Here is a 15,748-nt window from a genome sequence, read left to right as displayed (position 1 = left end):
TGTTGGTTTTGTGTACACTTTTTACACTAAACTTTAGCTCAAAAAAAGACAATTTCCTTCGTTTGACATATGGAACTCAAACTATTTTTCATCAAATACCTTGATATACTTGACAAATGGTAGAAAAGGATTTAGTCCTGTCCAATACAGAACTAAATCCTTTACTTAAATTATTTGTCTAACTTTTGGGGTCAGTACGAGATTTTACTTAGATTTCTTTGTTTAAATCGGCGTAAAATGTGCAAAAATGATATACTAGTCTCAATAATGACGAGGAGCAATACGATGAGAAAAACGGCTATTTTTGAAGATGTTGTTTCGATTATGACCCAAGATTCGGCAACTAAAAAGGATATTGCCGGTGCGGATCCGACTGGTTTTCGCAAATGTATTTCAGACGATATGAGTGAAAAGGACTTTCTTTATCAGGTTCAGACTTATCTAGCCAGCTTCGGAGTTATCGGCCACGTAGCTTTTCGGGAGAAACATGCTAAGCCAAAAGGTTTTGTTCTACGTTCAACAATCCAAGGACTTTATGTTGAGCAGGCTAATGCAGATACGAATTTGCAGGCGGGCGATCAAATTGTGAAACTGGATGGACAGCATCTAGAAGAGTTTTATAGGATGCACCGAGCGTATTTTACCAGCTCAACACCCGAGCGAAACTATCGTGAGTGGAGCGAGTTGATTTCAAAAGCTGGGCAAGTGACTGTTTTGCGAGCAGGAGCAGAGCAAATCCTTTCAGTTGAACCTAGCCAGAATCCTATAGAGAGCCGATTTGAATGGAAAGAGTTAGAAAAGGGTGTTATTTATCTCCGTTTGGATGACTTTAGGAACGAGAAAGCCATCAACAAACTCTATCAGGAAGCACAAGATACTATCAAGAGGGCTGCTTGTCTGGTGATTGATGTCCGTCAAAATACTGGCGGGATGGACTCGCTGTATTTTCCCCTGCTCCACTATGCTCTTTCTGAGGGGCAAAGCTATTCTGACTTGGACTGGACTGATGAAGGGATGGAAATTCTCTACACAGAGCGGAATGTCGACCTGCGTTTGAAAGATTTTGAAGCCTACGTGCAGCAGGAAGGGATTAACCAGGAGACGAAGGATTTGTTGGAGATAATCATGCAAGACCTGCAGGCCAATCGGGGCAAAGGCTATGTCAAATTTGGAGGCGAGGACAGGGAAATGTTTCCTAATGTGAAAGGAGGAAGCCATCCTGAGAAGATTTTTGTCTTGGCAGATGTCTACTGTGCTTCGTCGGGAGACAATTTTGTCCAGATGATGAAATGGTTTCCTAAGGTGACGGTTCTGGGGCGCCCGACTCTTGGAATACTAGATTATTCCAACTGCTGTCAGGTAGATTATGGTGACTATAGTTTGAACTTTCCAACTTCACGCGCTCTAGCACTTGATAAGGGACAGGGGATGACAGACAAGGGGATCGAACCAGACATCCTGATTCCTTGGACAGTTGAGCATCTGGAGCGGGATGTGGATTTGGAGCGCTGTTTAGAGATGATTCATGACTTTTAGATATCAAAAACGACCTTTTGTTTGGAGGTCGTTTCATGTTTATTCATCAATTCTGATGGCCATCTTTTCCGTATCAACCGTCACCTGAGCACCGATGGTAATGGTAAAGAGTGGCTGAGTATGAGCAAAGTCCAAGTCATAGAGGACAGGGATAGTCTTTAAAATCGGATGCTTGTCCAAGATATAAAGGAGCAGCTCCTCTGTCATCTGGCATTCTTTTGGAAAGCGGCCGATGAGAAGGGCCTGTGGGTTAGGATAGGCCTGTAGGAGGGCTGCTAGATTGCGGTCAAACTCCACATAATCATCTTCCTCCGCCTCTTCAACAAAGAGGACATAGTTTTCATCTGTCGGGGCATAGGGGGTGCCACGTAGGAGTGAGAAGGTGGAGAGATTGCCGCCGATAACAGTGGCTTGGGCTTGCCTGTGATGATAGACCTTCCACTCAGTTTCATGGAAGGTCAGTGGCGCATCTGGTAGATACCAAGTATTGTCGCCCCATTTTTCACTAGGAGTCAGCTCGTAAGAAGTCTGGCTGACGGCCTTGAGCCAGCTCTCGGTTTGATAGTCCTGCAGGGTATCCATCTTAAAGCTAGAGTAGGAGGGACCCATATAAGTTTTCATGCCGGTCTTACTATAGATGGCGTTGAGCAAGGCTGTTGTGTCCGAGTAGCCGCAGAAAATCTTAGGATTTCTAGCAATCAATTCAAAGTCCAGATAGGGTAGGAGCTCATTGCAGTTGAAACCGCCAATAGTGGCCAGAATAGCATCAACGGACTCATCTGCGAAGGCAGCATGGATGTCTACTACCCGGCTTTCGATGGAGGCAGAACCTAGCATGTCATTTTCCAGATAATGCTCCGAAAAAGACACGGTAAATCCTAGCTTTTCCAAGCGCTCCTTGGCAGCTAGATTGGCCTCAAATCCTCCGATGTGTTCGATTGATGCCGAAGGGCTGACGACCCGAATGTGCATGCCAGGTGTGAGTTTTTTCATAGGAACCTCCTTATGATGAATTTTTATAGAGTATCATAACATAAAGGTTATAGGAAGTAAAGGTAGGGTTAGAGAAAATGACCATAAAAAACGGAACCAATCAGGCTCCGTTCGATTTTTAATGACTAATCTCAATGCTGCCGGTGTTGGTACAGGCTGTCAGCTTGGCTTGAGCCTGTTCATTGGTATGAATGACCCGATCGCTGATAAAGTCCTCTTGGTCGTGGCTCGTCTGCATGTCCTTGGGCACTTCAATGTCACCTAGGTCTGTTTGCAGATCCAGTGAGATGGCTTTGTAGGTCTCTTCGGTGAGATGGAGAGCGATGGAGCCATTGCCGCTGGACATGTTGATATTGCCCTTGAGGGTCAGTTTATCACTAGTGATACTACCGTTGGAGAGACTGATTTGAGTATCGGTCAGGCTGGTTTGGACTAGCTCGATGCTGCCATTAGCACTTTCAATGTTGCCGCTCTCAATCTGGCTCTGACTGAGTTCGATAGATCCATTGCTGAGATCGGCGTTTAATTGTTGGATAGTCAGGTCATTGATCGATAGGCTGCCGTTAGCTAAACTGGCCTTAACCTCTTCCAAGCTCTTTCCCTTAGGCAGGTTTAGAGTGATTTGTTGAGTCCTTTCCAGTTCTCCATTTATCAAGCCCAGTAAAGAGCGCAGACCGCTGTTAATGTTGATAAAAAATCTGGATTCCTTAATGTATAAACTTCCGTTTTCAGCTTTAGTGGTTACTTTTTCAGATGTCTTGCCATCTCCTTGATAATAGGTCAAGTGAACCTTATCATCGGGCGATTCTTCGATAATAACCGAGCGGTTGCTCAGCTCTAGATTTAAGGAATGGATATTGTCATAGATTTCTTCTTGCTTGCTCATCTTGGTGTTAGCGACTGAGCTCTTCACCAGATCCTGCAGACCACCACTAGCTAGCCCTGCCAGTATGAGGACTAGACCCAGAAGACAGGCAACAATAGCAAAGCTGAATATGGTTTTTCTTACTTTAGACATGACGGCCTCCTTTCCGTGCCAAGGCCTGGGCGAGTTTGACAAAGCTCAGTTTGATAAAGCGAAGGATAGGACCAATGCTGAGATAGAAGAGTCCAGCCAGCCCCAAGGCTAAAAGGCTCATCCCCAAACTAAGGGCAAAAGCAGGAATAGAAGTGACCATGCCGAGAGTCAGACTGTCCCAAATCAGACTCGCCCCCATGGCAAACATAGCAAAAGCAAAGGCGGCCATGACAAAAGCAAAGACACTGATGAGGAGGAAGAAAGTAAAGATCAAGGTCAAAGCCAAAATCAGAAGGGGGATTGCCAGCGGTGCTGCCAAGATGGACAGAATGGCAATCTGGACGATCTGCTTGCTGTTTTTGACAGAGCTAGTATCTTGGCGGTCTTCTTCTATTTTCTTGTCCAAAAGATTGATGATAATCTCGTGAGCTGCTTCCTTGGGACTGCCTAGCTCAGCCATAGTCGCTGCCTCGCCTTCTGGACCGACCTCGTCGAAGTACTCAGTGAAGTAGTCCATGACTTCTTGATAGTCTTTTGTTGGCAACTTTTTCAAATAGTGATCTAGTTGAGCTAGATATTCAGTTCTTGTCATGGCGAATGCTCCCTTCGATAATGCCCTTAATCATGCTGGTATAAAGCTCCCATTCATTTTTGAGGCTGACCAGTTGTTTCTGACCTCTTGGGGTCAGAGAGTAATATTTTCGTTTTCGACCTTGATATTCCTGAGAGTAAGTCTCTAAATACTGACTCTTTTCCAATTTTTTCAGGATAGGATAAAGCGTGGACTCCTTGATATCTGCAATGAGCTTGATGGTCTGGCTAATCTCGTAGCCGTAGGAATCTTCTTTATCTAAAATCGCTAAAATCAGAAATTCTATCAGGGTAGAAGATGTAGGGAAATACATGTACTACCTCCTATATATAAAAATATTATATATAAACTTTCTACATATAGAATATCCTCTTTCGAACTAAAAGTCAAGTAATATATAGAAATTTTACTTATAGATTTTGAAAAGGATTTCACCCTTGAAAGATAAGGGAAGTAACTCTTTTTCTATTTATTTCCTTACAAGAACTTTACACAATCCACAGCTTTTATATTGAAATCTTTCTCTATAACATGGTAAAATAATCTATGTCTATCTAAAAGAAGATAAGAGTGAATGAAATGACGAAATATAAGACGATTTATAAGTTTGTAGGGCAGACACTGTTATACTTTGTGATTTTTGTTGCCCTGCTTTATTTCTTTAGTTATCTTGGCCAAGGTCAGGGTGGCTTTATCTACAATGAATTTTAATGTAAGAGAGTACTATACACATGTCAAATACAGCAATTACAGATATGATTGAAGCGATTGAGCACTTTGCTCAGACGCAGCCGGATTTTCCTGTTTATAATGTCCTCGGAGAAGTCCATACTTATGGAGACCTAAAGGCTGACTCAGATGCGCTAGCGACGAAGATTGATAGCTTGGGGCTAGCTCCCAAGTCACCAGTCGTAGTCTATGGTGGTCAGGAATATGAAATGCTGGCTACCTTTGTGGCTCTGACCAAGTCAGGTCATGCCTATATTCCTATTGACAGCCATTCGGCCTTGGAGCGCGTGACGGCTATTGTCGAAGTGGCTGAGCCAAGCTTGATTATTGCCATTGCGGATTTTCCGCTGACTGATACAGATGCAGCTATCCTCAGTCTGGATCAGGTTCGAGCAGCTTATGCAGAGAAGACTACTTATGAGATTAGCCATCCAGTCAAGGGCGATGATAATTACTACATCATCTTTACTTCTGGTACGACCGGCAAACCTAAAGGCGTGCAAATCTCCCATGACAACCTGCTCAGCTTTACCAACTGGATGATTACAGACAAGGAATTTGCGACACCGAGCCGTCCGCAAATGCTGGCGCAACCACCTTATTCTTTTGACTTGTCAGTTATGTACTGGGCACCGACTTTGGCGCTGGGAGGGACTCTCTATGCCCTGCCTTCTAGTCTGACTCAGGACTTCAAGCAGCTATTTGAAGCGATTCTCAGCCTGCCTGTAGCAATCTGGACCTCTACCCCATCCTTTGCGGATATGGCCATGCTTTCGGAAGATTTTAACAGCCAGAAGATGCCAGGCATTACGCATTTTTACTTTGATGGAGAGGAGCTGACGGTCAAGACAGCTCAGAAATTGCGGGAGCGTTTCCCTGAGGCTCGTATTATCAATGCTTATGGTCCGACTGAGGCAACGGTGGCTCTGTCTGCAGTTGCCATCACGGGTGAGATGCTAGCGACCCTCAAGCGTCTGCCAATCGGCTATACCAAGGCGGATTCACCAACCTTTGTTATCGATGAGAATGGGCAAAAATTGCCGAATGGTCAGCAGGGGGAAATCATTATCTGCGGACCAGCCGTATCTAAGGGCTACCTCAACAATCCTGAAAAGACAGCAGAAGCCTTCTTTGAATTTGAAGGGCTACCAGCCTATCATACAGGAGATGTCGGCTCGATGACAGATGAAGGCCTCCTACTCTACGGCGGTCGTATGGACTTCCAGATTAAGTTTAACGGCTATCGCATCGAGCTAGAGGACGTATCTCAAAATCTCAATAAATCCAAGTATATCGAGGCGGCGGTGGCAGTGCCACGCTACAATAAGGACCACAAGGTTCAAAACTTATTGGCCTACGTTATTTTGAAAGATGGTGTTGCAGAGCAATTTGACCGCGAAATCGATATTACCAAGGCTATCAAAGAGGATCTACAGGATATCATGATGTCTTATATGATGCCGTCTAAGTTCCTCTATCGGGAATCTCTGCCCCTAACACCAAATGGCAAGATTGATATTAAGGGGCTGATTAGTGAGGTCAACAAGTCATGATGGATTTCTTGAAACAGCTTCCTCATCTGGAGCCTTACGGAGACCCACAGTATTTCCTTTATCTTATCTTGGCTATTTTGCCAATTTTTATCGGACTTTTCTTTAAAAAACGCTTCCCAATCTACGAAGCCTTGGTCAGCTTGGCTTTCATCGTTTTGATGTTGACCGGCCCTAGTCTGGCGCAGCTCTATGCCCTGCTCTTTTATGTCGTCTGGCAGACGGTCTGGGTTTATTCTTATAAATTCTACCGCAAAAAGCGGGACAGCAAGTGGATATTTTATTTGCATACAGCACTGGCGGTCTTGCCCCTATTCTGGGTCAAGGTCGAGCCAGCTATCAGTGGCCATCAATCGCTCTTTGGCTTTCTGGGAATTTCCTACCTGACCTTCCGCTCAGTTGGTATGATCATTGAGCTGAGGGATGGCGTGCTGACTGATTTCAGCCTTTGGGAATTCCTCCGCTTTATGCTCTTTATGCCCACTTTTTCGAGTGGCCCCATTGATCGTTTCAAGCGTTTCAATGAAAATTATCTCCAAATTCCAGAGCGCGATGAGCTTTTGGATATGCTGGAGCAGTCGGTCAAGTATATCATGCTGGGCTTTCTCTATAAGTTTGTCCTGGCTCATATCTTTGGCCACATGATTTTAGGGCATGTCAAGACCTATGCCCTCTATACTGGCGGTTTCTTCAATCTAGGAACGCTAGGCGTCATGTATGTCTTTGGTCTGGATCTCTTCTTTGACTTTGCCGGTTATTCGATGTTTGCGCTAGCTATTTCCAATCTCATGGGAATCAAGAGCCCTATCAACTTTGATAAGCCTTTTCTCTCACGCGATTTGAAAGAATTTTGGAATCGCTGGCACATGAGCCTGTCCTTTTGGTTCCGGGACTTTGTCTTTATGCGGCTGGTCATGGTGCTGATGCGCAACAAGGTCTTTAAAAACCGCAACACGACTTCTAGTGTGGCCTATCTGATCAACATGCTGATTATGGGCTTCTGGCATGGTGTGACCTGGTATTATATCGCCTACGGTCTCTTTCATGGAGCTGGTCTAGTCGTCAATGATGCCTGGCTCCGTAAGAAAAAGACCATCAATAAAGAGCGCAAAAGCAAGGGGTTACCAACCCTGCCTGACAACAAGTGGACCCAAGCGCTGGGGGTTGTTATCACCTTCCATGTTGTCATGTTCTCATTCTTGATCTTCTCAGGATTTTTGAATGACCTTTGGTTTAAAAAATAAAATGTAAAACGAGGAAACTATAATGGATGTAAAAGCAGAAGTAATTGAAATTATTGACGAATTATTTATGGAAGATGTGTCAGATATGATGGACGAAGATTTGTTTGATGCTGGCGTTTTGGACAGTATGGGAACGGTGGAGCTGATTGTTGAGCTGGAAAACCGTTTTGACATCCGCGTGCCAGTATCAGAGTTTGGCCGCGATGACTGGAATACAGCCAATAAAATCGTTGAAGGCGTAACGGAGCTTCGTAATGCTTAAACGACTCTGGCTGATTCTAGGGCCGGTCTTCTGCGCCTTGATCATGGTCGCCCTGCTCTTTTTCTTCTATCCGATTGAGAAAAAGCATGATGTGGAAACAGAGAAGCGTTCAGCTGTGACACTGACAGCAGAAACTTTCAAGAGCCGTAGCAAAAAAATGACGGCCCTGACAGATCAAGACACCCGCTTTGTTCCCTTCTTTGGCTCCAGCGAATGGCTGCGCTTTGACAGCATGCATCCAGCTGTTTTGGCTGAGAAGTATGACCGCAATTACCGACCTTATTTTCTGGGGCAGCGGGGGGCCGCTTCGCTCAATCAGTATTTTGGGATGCAGCAGATGGCTTCTGAGCTGGAGAATAAGACAGCGGTTTATGTCGTTTCTCCCCAGTGGTTTACCAAGACAGGCTACGATGCTTCGGCCTTTCAGCAGTATTTCAACAGCGATCAGCTGACTGGTTTTCTCAGTCAGCAGGACGGCGGAGTAGGCTCTCAGTATGCAGCCCAACGGCTCCTGCAGCTCTATCCTAATATTGCCATGGGAGACATTGTTAAGAAAGTGTCAGATGGTAGTCAGCTGACTTCTTTTGAGCAACAGTATATCTATATGATGTACCAGTTCTATCAGCGGGAGGATGCCCTTTTCAGCACTCTTGCGGCTGGCAATAATGAGAACTATGAGACTAAAATTTTGCCTCAGCTTTCGCGCCTTCCGGACGAATTTTCCTATGAAGTCTTGGAGAAGGTTGCTACAGCGGACGCTATTAAACGAACTGGCAATAATGATTTGGGTATTGACAATGGTTTTTATAAGAAACGTTTGGCCAGCAAAATCAAGAAATTCAAAGGTTTCCAATCCAAGCAGTCTTATGAAAAATCTCCAGAGTACAATGATTTGCAGCTAGTTTTGGAACAGTTTGCCAAATCTCATACGAATGTTATCTTTGTTATCCCGCCGGTCAACGCCAAATGGATGGCCTACACGGGCTTGAATGCAGACATGTATCAGCGGACGGTCGATAAGATTAAATTCCAGCTGGAAAGTCAGGGCTTTACGCATATTGCCGACTTTTCCAAAGATGGGGACAAGCCATATTTTATGCAGGATACGATCCACATGGGCTGGAATGGCTGGCTGGCCTTCGACAAGGCCGTAGATCCTTTTGTGTCTAATCCTCAACCGGCTCCAAACTATGAGATTAATGAAAAATTCTTCAGCAAGGAGTGGGCGAACTATACGGGTAACTACGAGGAATTTGTCAAATAAGAAAATGCAGCTGGAAGGAGAAAACATGATTCGTTTGGCGGAAATGCAGGATGTCCCAGCAATTTTAGCAATTTTTGATCAGGCTAGAGATTTTATGCGGGCAAATGGGAATCCAACTCAGTGGCCAGCTTCCTATCCGAATCGTCAGCTGGTGGAGAGAGATATCCAGACTGGAACCTGCTATGTCTGCGAAGAAGCTGGACAAATTGTTGGAACCTTTGCCCTCATCATTGGACCAGACCCTACCTATCAGCAGATTGAAGGCGCTTGGCACTTCACAGAGCCTTATGGTACGCTTCACCGTCTTGCTTCAAATGGACAAGTCAAGGGTCTGGCTCATCGGTGTTTTGACTTTTGCTTGCAGCAGATTTCCTATCTCCGCATCGATACGCATGCGGATAACCATCCTATGCAAGCAGCGATTCGCCACTATGGCTTTAGTCAGTGTGGCACGATCTATTTGCCAGATGGCAGCCCTCGGCTTGCCTACGATTATCATCAATGAAAAAATCTGCTCAAGGGCAGATTTTTTCATTAGATTAAAACATACTTTTCAATAGCTTTTGCGACACCGTGCTGGTTGTTGCTATAGGTCTCTGTCCGAGCGTCCGCTTTTACTTCCTGAGGGGCATTGCCCATGGCAACTCCCAAACCGGCCAGTCGTAGCATCGGAAGATCGTTGAAGTTGTCCCCAATCGTCATGACTTGCTCCAGCGGAATCTGATAGTGGTTAGCCACTTCCAGAAGGGCGTGCTCTTTTGACACCTGTTGATGTGTGACTTCCATGTAGTTATCCTTGGACAGGTAGAAGGATGTATTGGGGAAATCCAAGGTCTGCAAGTAAGCATGCAGTTGCTGGATAACAGCTGCTTCATCAATTAAAAGCAGCTTATGGACTGGAATGAGAGCATCCAGAACGGGTAGCAGAACATTTTGAATAAGAGGATGCTCACCTGTAATCTCAGCTTCAATTTGAACCCATTTGTCCAAACGTTCAGTAATCCAATCTTTACCAGAGTAGAGATTGCTGGAAACACTAGGAAACTCGGCCTTGACAAGTTCCAGAAAAGAGCGGATTTCTCTTTTATCCAATGGATGCTCGATAATCGTTTCGTACTGATTTGGATCGCCTTTGATAATCAGGGCACCGTTGTAGCAGGCTAGAGGACTATCACCCAGTCCCAGCTCACGCGCAATTGGCTCCATTCCCAGAGGAGAGCGGGCAGAAGCTAGGACAAAGGGAATGTTTTCCTTTTTCAGCAAGGGAATCTGTTCCCTCAGTTGCGAATCTACTTGGTGCTGGTCATCAAGAATTGTGCCGTCAATGTCGCTGATAATCAAACGAATATGTTGCTTGGTCATGGTCGCTTCCTCCGTAAGCTATAAAATGAAATCTTGTAGAGCTAGTAAATGATGGTGACTTTTCCAGCTAGAAGAGCTTCTAGCTCAGGGCTGGGTTTTTGATCCGTGATCCAGTAGTCAAAATCACTGATATTTCCTAAAATATAGGTTGCTTCTTTTTTAACTTTGGCCTGCTCGGCCAGCAGAATCTTTGTCTTAGCCTGCTTGAGGGCGAGCTTCTTCAGATAGGCATCTTCTTGGTCTTCAAAGCTGACTTGGCCATTTTTTAGCCCTGCAGCTCCGATGAAGGCCAGATCGAAAGAAATACTTCTGAGCAGCTCGGCTTCATTGAGGGCGTAGTAAAAGCGATTTCTCGGATAGAACTTTCCACCTAAAAGATGGAAAGCAACCTGCTCTTGGTCACTCAGCATGATGGCATTATCCAAAGAATGAGAAAAAATCGTCATTGGTTGCTGAACTTGCTGAGCCAGCTTAAGAACCACTGTTGACACATCAAAGAAATTGACCTGATTGGGTTTGAGAAAGTCCAGAGCCTTCTGAGCGATGGCTTTTTTTTCTTGGTTTAGCTGGCCGACGCGGTCGTTGAAAGAAGGGATTTGTCGACTATTTTCTAAAGGAATAATCCCGCCATGGGTACGCTGAACCAGTTTTCGCTCGCTCAAAATCGAGAAATCGCGGCGAATGGTATCCTTGGAAACCTGAAAATAGTCCACCATGTCCTTGGCTGCCAGCTGTCCTTTATCCTTCAAAAGTTCCAGTATTTTTGAAAGCCGCTGCTCCTGATACATCTTCTTTATCCTTTCTTCATATTTCTAAGACAATCATAACACATATTTTAAGTTTTTAAAAGGTTTTTTAATGATTTTTAAGTGTTTTTATCAAAAATAAGAAAAGTTCTTTTGAAATTATGTTATAATCAAATGAAAATCAAGCGGATAAGATGAGGGAAAGATGATTTCAAGTGAATTTCGGAGACTGATGGCAGAAGACACAGTTGCAACTGCTAAGGCTCTTTTAGGCATGCAGTTAATTTTGGACGGCCAAGTTTTGGGACGAATTGTTGAAACAGAAGCTTATCTGGGACAGCAGGACAGTGCCTGTCATTCTGCTGGTGGGCGCCGCTCTCCTAAAAACGAATCCATGTATCTGACTGCCGGCCATTGGTATGTCTATCAGATTCACGGCCATCAGATGCTGAATCTGGTGACCAAGAGTGAAAATATCGCTGAGGTAGTTCTGATTCGGGCTTTGGAATTGCCAGATGGGCGCCTTTTGGCCAATGGTCCGGGGAAGCTGACTAGGTATGCAGGAATTGACAAGCGTTTTGACGGTCAGAGCTTAGGAGGAAGTTTGCAGCTAGACGAGGATTGTAAACCGGTTCAAATCGAAAGTCGGTCGCGGATTGGTGTCACCTGCACAGACGCATGGCGGCAAGAGCCCTTAGGTTTTTATGTTGCGGGCAATCGCCATGTTTCTAAAATTGCTAAGAAAAATTTACTGGCCGACCAAGAAACTTGGCAGCAAAAAACTCCTGATGGAGAATCAGAAGTGTTATAAAATCTTGTCAAATTTTTCTATGTAAAAGACACTCAAGGCCATAATGAGGGTCAGACCAAAGAGAATCAAAATGGCTGGCGTCCAAGAATGGAATAAATCAAAGCTGTAGCCAAAGAGGCTAGGGCCGAAGGCAGCTAGGATGTATCCTCCAGTTTGAGCCAGTCCGGATAGTTGGGCCGTTTGCGCAGGCGTAGAGGTCTTGAGGGAGAAGGTCACCATGAGATAGGGGAAGAGGGCACTGACAGACATGCCAATGAGGAGATTAAGAACTAACCAGTAAGCAAAGGAATCTGTCCGAATCAAGAGCATGGCAATACCAATCAGGCCTGCTGCGGAAACCAAGCTAATCATGACCAGACGTTGACGAGCTTTCAAGCGGGCTGTCAAACTAGGAATTGTCATCGAAAAGGGCAGGCTAATTAGAGAAAAGATGGCTGCTAGTAAGCCTGTCGTATCCGTAGAAAGTCCAGCTTGCTGCCCCAAGGTCGGCAACCAAGTCATAGTGGTATAAAAGACCAGTGACTGTAAACCACCAAATAAAATCAAGGCCCAGACTCTTGGATTTTTCAGAAGAGCGCCTAGGTGTTGCTTTTTCTGATGTTTACTGGCCAAGTGATGGCTGTATTTGATATTGGGCAGCCAAACCAAAAGGATTATGAGGCAGATTAGGGTCGATACCCAGATGAGACCTTGCCAGGAACTCATTTGAACGATGGGAACAGCCAGAGCAGAAAGAATCGTAATCGACAGCCCCATAGATGTGATGTAAAGGGTTGTCAAAAATCCAATTCGATGTGGCTGATTGGCCTGAATCAAGCTCGGAAGAAGGACATTTAAGACAGCAATAGCTGCTCCTAAAATAATAGTTCCCGTATAGAGTAAGGGAAGATTAAACACGCGAATCAGCGAGCCTAGAGTTAGGACGACTAGCACAAGTGCAAACAGCTTTTCCAAGCTCATCTTTTGCGCCAAGCGCGGAGCAAAGACTGAGCAGAGGGCAAACATAATCAAAGGCAGACTAGTCAAGAGACCTAGGGAACTGACTGGAACCTGAAGTCCATCTGCAATGTCCGTCAAAACGACAGGCAAAACAGCAAAAGGTGCCCGCAAGGCAACTCCGATCATGATAATACCTGGAATTAAAAATGGGGAGTGTTCTTTTTTCATAAGTTATCAATCTCCTTTCGTGCGTCAAGGAACGATTATACCACATCTTCCCTGAAAATGATAGGTAAATTGCAGATTAGCTCATCAAGTCCAGAAAATAGTGGGAAATCGTGTCTTCGTCTACCTGCTTTCTTTGCTGCAGCCACCAGCTGACCGTATCCACAAAAGTTGACGTCACATAATTTTTTAGAAAATGCTCTGGTAGATGGCTCTTTTCCTGCAATAATTTCTGCTGAATCATGGGAAAGAGATAGTGTTCCAGCTCAATTTTCAGGCGGTTAATGAAATAAGTATTTTTAGCGAGGAGGAGGGTGGCTATCCGATCCTGATTTTTCCGAAAGTGATGGAAAATATGGGCTGTCGCTTCAAATAAATCCCGACCCTCCGAGCGCTCGATAAAGGTGTGCTGAAAGAGCTCTTGGCAGAGTTCCTCTAGCAGAGCTTCCTTGGTCTCGAAGTGACTATAGAAGGTAGAGCGCCCCACATCTGCCAGGTCAATGATTTCCTGAACGGTGATGCTTTCGTAGCTTTTCTGATTGAGCAGGCTGATAAAGGCTTGGTAAATGGCTGCGCGTGATTTTTTTACTCGTCTATCCATGGAAATTCCGTACAAAAAGAGCTTTTTGTCTGCTAACAGACAAAGGATATGAACTGCCTCTTGTTTCCTTCCTAATAATAGTAGATAATATAATTGAACAGAGTGTTCGGTATTGATTACATTATACCATAAGTATTATTCGTTTAGGAAAATAAATAAGGAGGTTCACATGAAATCCAGTAGAAATATGACAATTGCCTTTCTGTTAAACTTTTCTTTTGCCATTATTGAATTTGTCTTTGGCCTTCTCTTTAATTCCAGCGCTGTCTTAGCGGATGCGGTTCATGATACCGGAGATGCTCTGGCTATTGGCCTATCGACTCTTTTTGAAAAAATTTCCACAAAAAAAGAAGACCGAGAGTATACCTTGGGTTATAAACGTTACAGCTTGCTGGGAGCCATGTTGACCTCAGTGATTTTGCTGGTCGGTTCGACCTTGGTTATCGTGGAGAATATTCCGAAATTATTTGCTCCGGAGAAGGTGAATTATGATGGCATGTTAGTTTTGGGGATTGTTGCCATTGTCGTCAATACAGCAGCCAGCAGAGTTGTCAGCCATGGACACAGTCATAATGAATCCATTCTCAGTCTGCATTTCCTTGAGGATATTTTGGGCTGGATAGCAGTTATCGTAGTTTCCCTCATCTTGCGTTTTACCGACTGGTATTTCCTAGATCCTCTGCTTTCTCTCTTTATCGCAGGCTTTATTCTCAGTCAGGCCCTGCCAAAATTCTGGGAAAATATCCAGATTTTCCTAGACCATGTACCCAGCGATGTGGATCTCAGTCAGCTTTATCAGGAAATAGCAGCATTGGAAAATGTGAGAGCCATTACCCAGCTCAATGTTTGGACGACAGATGGCTTAGAAAAATTTGCCATGCTCCATATCTGTTTGGAAAATCCTAATTTGCTGACTGAGACGCAGGATACCCTGCGCCGGAAGCTACACACTTACGGCATTGCCAAAGTAACCATTCAGACTGATGAAAGCTTGCAGGAACACCAAGAATGCTGTGTCGGAAGAGAATAGTTTAGAGCCCCAGAGGAATTCTGGGGTTTTTGTTTGCGGAAATTAAAAAAATTTTCCAAAATAGCACATAAATTCTTGCCTTTTGTTATCGAATGTGATATATTTATAACATAAAGGGTGTGAGATATTTCTAACACCAAAATAGTGAAATGACTAAAAAAGGATGTCAGAAGATAAATCGTCTCTCAAAAACTTTATTACTTTTCTATTTTTTACAGCTTTCTAGCTGATGAAAGGAGTTTGTCATGAAAAAAAGTCAAAAAACAGGTGGCCTCATTGCGATGATTGCCACTGCTCTATTTATTGATTTCAATATTTTCTTTGGTCCCAGCAATCTTAGTTGGACAGCCAAGTGGCTTATTATCGGCCTGGTAGGCCTAGCTCAGCTCGTAGCTATTTGGAGCTGGCTACGCATAAAACCGTGGCCGCATAACCATCAGAAAGACAAGGAAAAGACGAGTTTTGACTTGTCTGCCAAACTATACGTTATGCTCTTGTTTGCAGCCTTCTTAATTTATACAGTAGGGATTTGGATTGTAACTCCAAGCGGAGAATCCGGCATTAAGGAATGGATTTTGGGAGTTGGCCTCGTTATTGAAGCGATTGTATTTTGTTTTTTCTCTTTGAAAAATGTCAAAGAGCAGCCAGATGAACGCTTCTATGCCAATCTAGCTAAGGCAGCTAGTTTGATGTTTGTCTTGATTCTTGGTGCCCTGATGATTCTGGCAGTTATCATTGGCTATACGGGTTCTCTCACTCTTTACATGGGTCAGGTATTTATTGGCATAGCTGCTTTGCTCTTCATCTTTGCAGTTGTCTATCTTATCTTTGAAAGGAGAGGATAGA

At 44.3% G+C, this 15,748-nt stretch carries 18 protein-coding genes; 10 read left to right on the top strand and 8 right to left on the bottom strand.

Features of this window, described 5'->3' with window-relative positions; all coding sequences use genetic code 11:
* The first annotated feature begins 285 nt into the window (after positions 1-285).
* The gene (locus FZ952_RS05495) at positions 286-1,536 is read left to right on the top strand and encodes a S41 family peptidase (RefSeq protein WP_062201574.1); all 1,251 of its coding nucleotides are present in this window, start codon (positions 286-288) and stop codon (positions 1,534-1,536) included.
* A gap of 39 nt (positions 1,537-1,575) precedes the next feature.
* Here the strand turns inward: FZ952_RS05495 and FZ952_RS05490 are convergent, their stop codons facing one another.
* The 4 genes from FZ952_RS05490 to FZ952_RS05475 all read right to left on the bottom strand — a co-directional run bounded on the left by FZ952_RS05490 (position 1,576) and on the right by FZ952_RS05475 (position 4,452).
* Positions 1,576-2,529, bottom strand: coding sequence for a S66 peptidase family protein (locus FZ952_RS05490; protein ID WP_148880905.1), 954 nt, complete (start codon positions 2,527-2,529; stop codon positions 1,576-1,578).
* Between the two features lie 118 nt (positions 2,530-2,647).
* On the bottom strand, positions 2,648-3,547 hold the full coding sequence (locus FZ952_RS05485; RefSeq protein ID WP_148880904.1) for a DUF4097 family beta strand repeat-containing protein: 900 nt from the start codon (positions 3,545-3,547) through the stop codon (positions 2,648-2,650).
* Positions 3,540-4,139 carry a DUF1700 domain-containing protein gene (locus FZ952_RS05480; RefSeq protein WP_148880903.1) on the bottom strand — a complete coding sequence of 200 codons (600 nt, stop codon included), beginning with the start codon at positions 4,137-4,139 and terminating at the stop codon, positions 3,540-3,542. Before FZ952_RS05480 ends, FZ952_RS05485 begins: the two co-directional genes overlap by 8 nt.
* Complete coding sequence (locus tag FZ952_RS05475) at positions 4,126-4,452, bottom strand: PadR family transcriptional regulator (protein WP_148880902.1); 327 nt, start codon at positions 4,450-4,452, stop codon at positions 4,126-4,128. The genes FZ952_RS05480 and FZ952_RS05475 overlap by 14 nt, the downstream gene beginning before the upstream one ends.
* A gap of 266 nt (positions 4,453-4,718) precedes the next feature.
* On the opposite strand from FZ952_RS05475, the gene FZ952_RS05470 reads away from it, so the two are divergent.
* From FZ952_RS05470 to FZ952_RS05445, 6 genes are read left to right on the top strand one after another with little or no spacing between them, the layout of a single operon-like run.
* Positions 4,719-4,850, top strand: a complete 132-nt coding sequence (locus tag FZ952_RS05470) for a teichoic acid D-Ala incorporation-associated protein DltX (RefSeq protein WP_005591428.1) — start codon at positions 4,719-4,721, stop codon at positions 4,848-4,850.
* Positions 4,851-4,870: 20 nt separating this feature from the next.
* On the top strand, positions 4,871-6,421 hold the full coding sequence (gene dltA / locus FZ952_RS05465; protein ID WP_148880901.1) for a D-alanine--poly(phosphoribitol) ligase subunit DltA: 1,551 nt from the start codon (positions 4,871-4,873) through the stop codon (positions 6,419-6,421).
* On the top strand, positions 6,418-7,662 hold the full coding sequence (gene dltB / locus FZ952_RS05460; RefSeq protein ID WP_148880900.1) for a D-alanyl-lipoteichoic acid biosynthesis protein DltB: 1,245 nt from the start codon (positions 6,418-6,420) through the stop codon (positions 7,660-7,662). The genes dltA and dltB overlap by 4 nt, the downstream gene beginning before the upstream one ends.
* A 22-nt stretch (positions 7,663-7,684) precedes the next feature.
* On the top strand, positions 7,685-7,924 hold the full coding sequence (gene dltC, locus FZ952_RS05455; protein ID WP_005591431.1) for a D-alanine--poly(phosphoribitol) ligase subunit DltC: 240 nt from the start codon (positions 7,685-7,687) through the stop codon (positions 7,922-7,924).
* Positions 7,917-9,188 carry a D-alanyl-lipoteichoic acid biosynthesis protein DltD gene (dltD, locus tag FZ952_RS05450; RefSeq protein ID WP_148880899.1) on the top strand — a complete coding sequence of 424 codons (1,272 nt, stop codon included), beginning with the start codon at positions 7,917-7,919 and terminating at the stop codon, positions 9,186-9,188. The genes dltC and dltD overlap by 8 nt, the downstream gene beginning before the upstream one ends.
* Before the next feature lie 25 nt (positions 9,189-9,213).
* Entirely contained in the window at positions 9,214-9,693 is a 480-nt protein-coding gene (locus tag FZ952_RS05445) for a GNAT family N-acetyltransferase (protein WP_148880908.1), read from the top strand.
* A gap of 29 nt (positions 9,694-9,722) precedes the next feature.
* Here the strand turns inward: FZ952_RS05445 and FZ952_RS05440 are convergent, their stop codons facing one another.
* Positions 9,723-10,550 (bottom strand): Cof-type HAD-IIB family hydrolase, encoded by an 828-nt coding sequence (locus tag FZ952_RS05440; protein ID WP_148880898.1) that lies wholly within the window; start codon positions 10,548-10,550, stop codon positions 9,723-9,725.
* Between the two features lie 41 nt (positions 10,551-10,591).
* Positions 10,592-11,338, bottom strand: a complete 747-nt coding sequence (locus FZ952_RS05435; RefSeq protein ID WP_148880897.1) for a DeoR/GlpR family DNA-binding transcription regulator — start codon at positions 11,336-11,338, stop codon at positions 10,592-10,594.
* Between the two features lie 163 nt (positions 11,339-11,501).
* Between FZ952_RS05435 and FZ952_RS05430 the strand changes: the two genes are divergently transcribed.
* Complete coding sequence (locus tag FZ952_RS05430) at positions 11,502-12,107, top strand: DNA-3-methyladenine glycosylase (protein ID WP_148880896.1); 606 nt, start codon at positions 11,502-11,504, stop codon at positions 12,105-12,107.
* Here the strand turns inward: FZ952_RS05430 and FZ952_RS05425 are convergent.
* Together FZ952_RS05425 and FZ952_RS05420 are read right to left on the bottom strand one after the other, a co-directional pair.
* The gene (locus FZ952_RS05425; protein WP_148880895.1) at positions 12,102-13,274 is read right to left on the bottom strand and encodes a CynX/NimT family MFS transporter; all 1,173 of its coding nucleotides are present in this window, start codon (positions 13,272-13,274) and stop codon (positions 12,102-12,104) included. The genes FZ952_RS05430 and FZ952_RS05425 overlap by 6 nt on opposite strands.
* Positions 13,275-13,350: 76 nt before the next feature.
* The gene (locus FZ952_RS05420; protein ID WP_062201548.1) at positions 13,351-13,872 is read right to left on the bottom strand and encodes a TetR/AcrR family transcriptional regulator; all 522 of its coding nucleotides are present in this window, start codon (positions 13,870-13,872) and stop codon (positions 13,351-13,353) included.
* A gap of 169 nt (positions 13,873-14,041) precedes the next feature.
* Between FZ952_RS05420 and FZ952_RS05415 the strand changes: the two genes are divergently transcribed.
* The gene (locus FZ952_RS05415; protein WP_148880894.1) at positions 14,042-14,902 is read left to right on the top strand and encodes a cation diffusion facilitator family transporter; all 861 of its coding nucleotides are present in this window, start codon (positions 14,042-14,044) and stop codon (positions 14,900-14,902) included.
* Positions 14,903-15,147: 245 nt separating this feature from the next.
* Positions 15,148-15,747: a DUF3796 domain-containing protein gene (locus FZ952_RS05410; protein ID WP_148880893.1), complete on the top strand. Its 600-nt coding sequence runs from the start codon at positions 15,148-15,150 to the stop codon at positions 15,745-15,747.
* The last annotated feature ends 1 nt before the right edge of the window (position 15,748 follow it).

Source organism: Streptococcus sp. Marseille-P7376 (genome assembly GCF_902460385.1).
In the GTDB taxonomy this organism is placed as follows: Bacteria; Bacillota; Bacilli; order Lactobacillales; family Streptococcaceae; genus Streptococcus; species Streptococcus sinensis.
The sequence above is the reverse complement of the archived record's forward strand: the minus strand, read 5'-3'. Positions and strand labels throughout refer to the sequence as shown.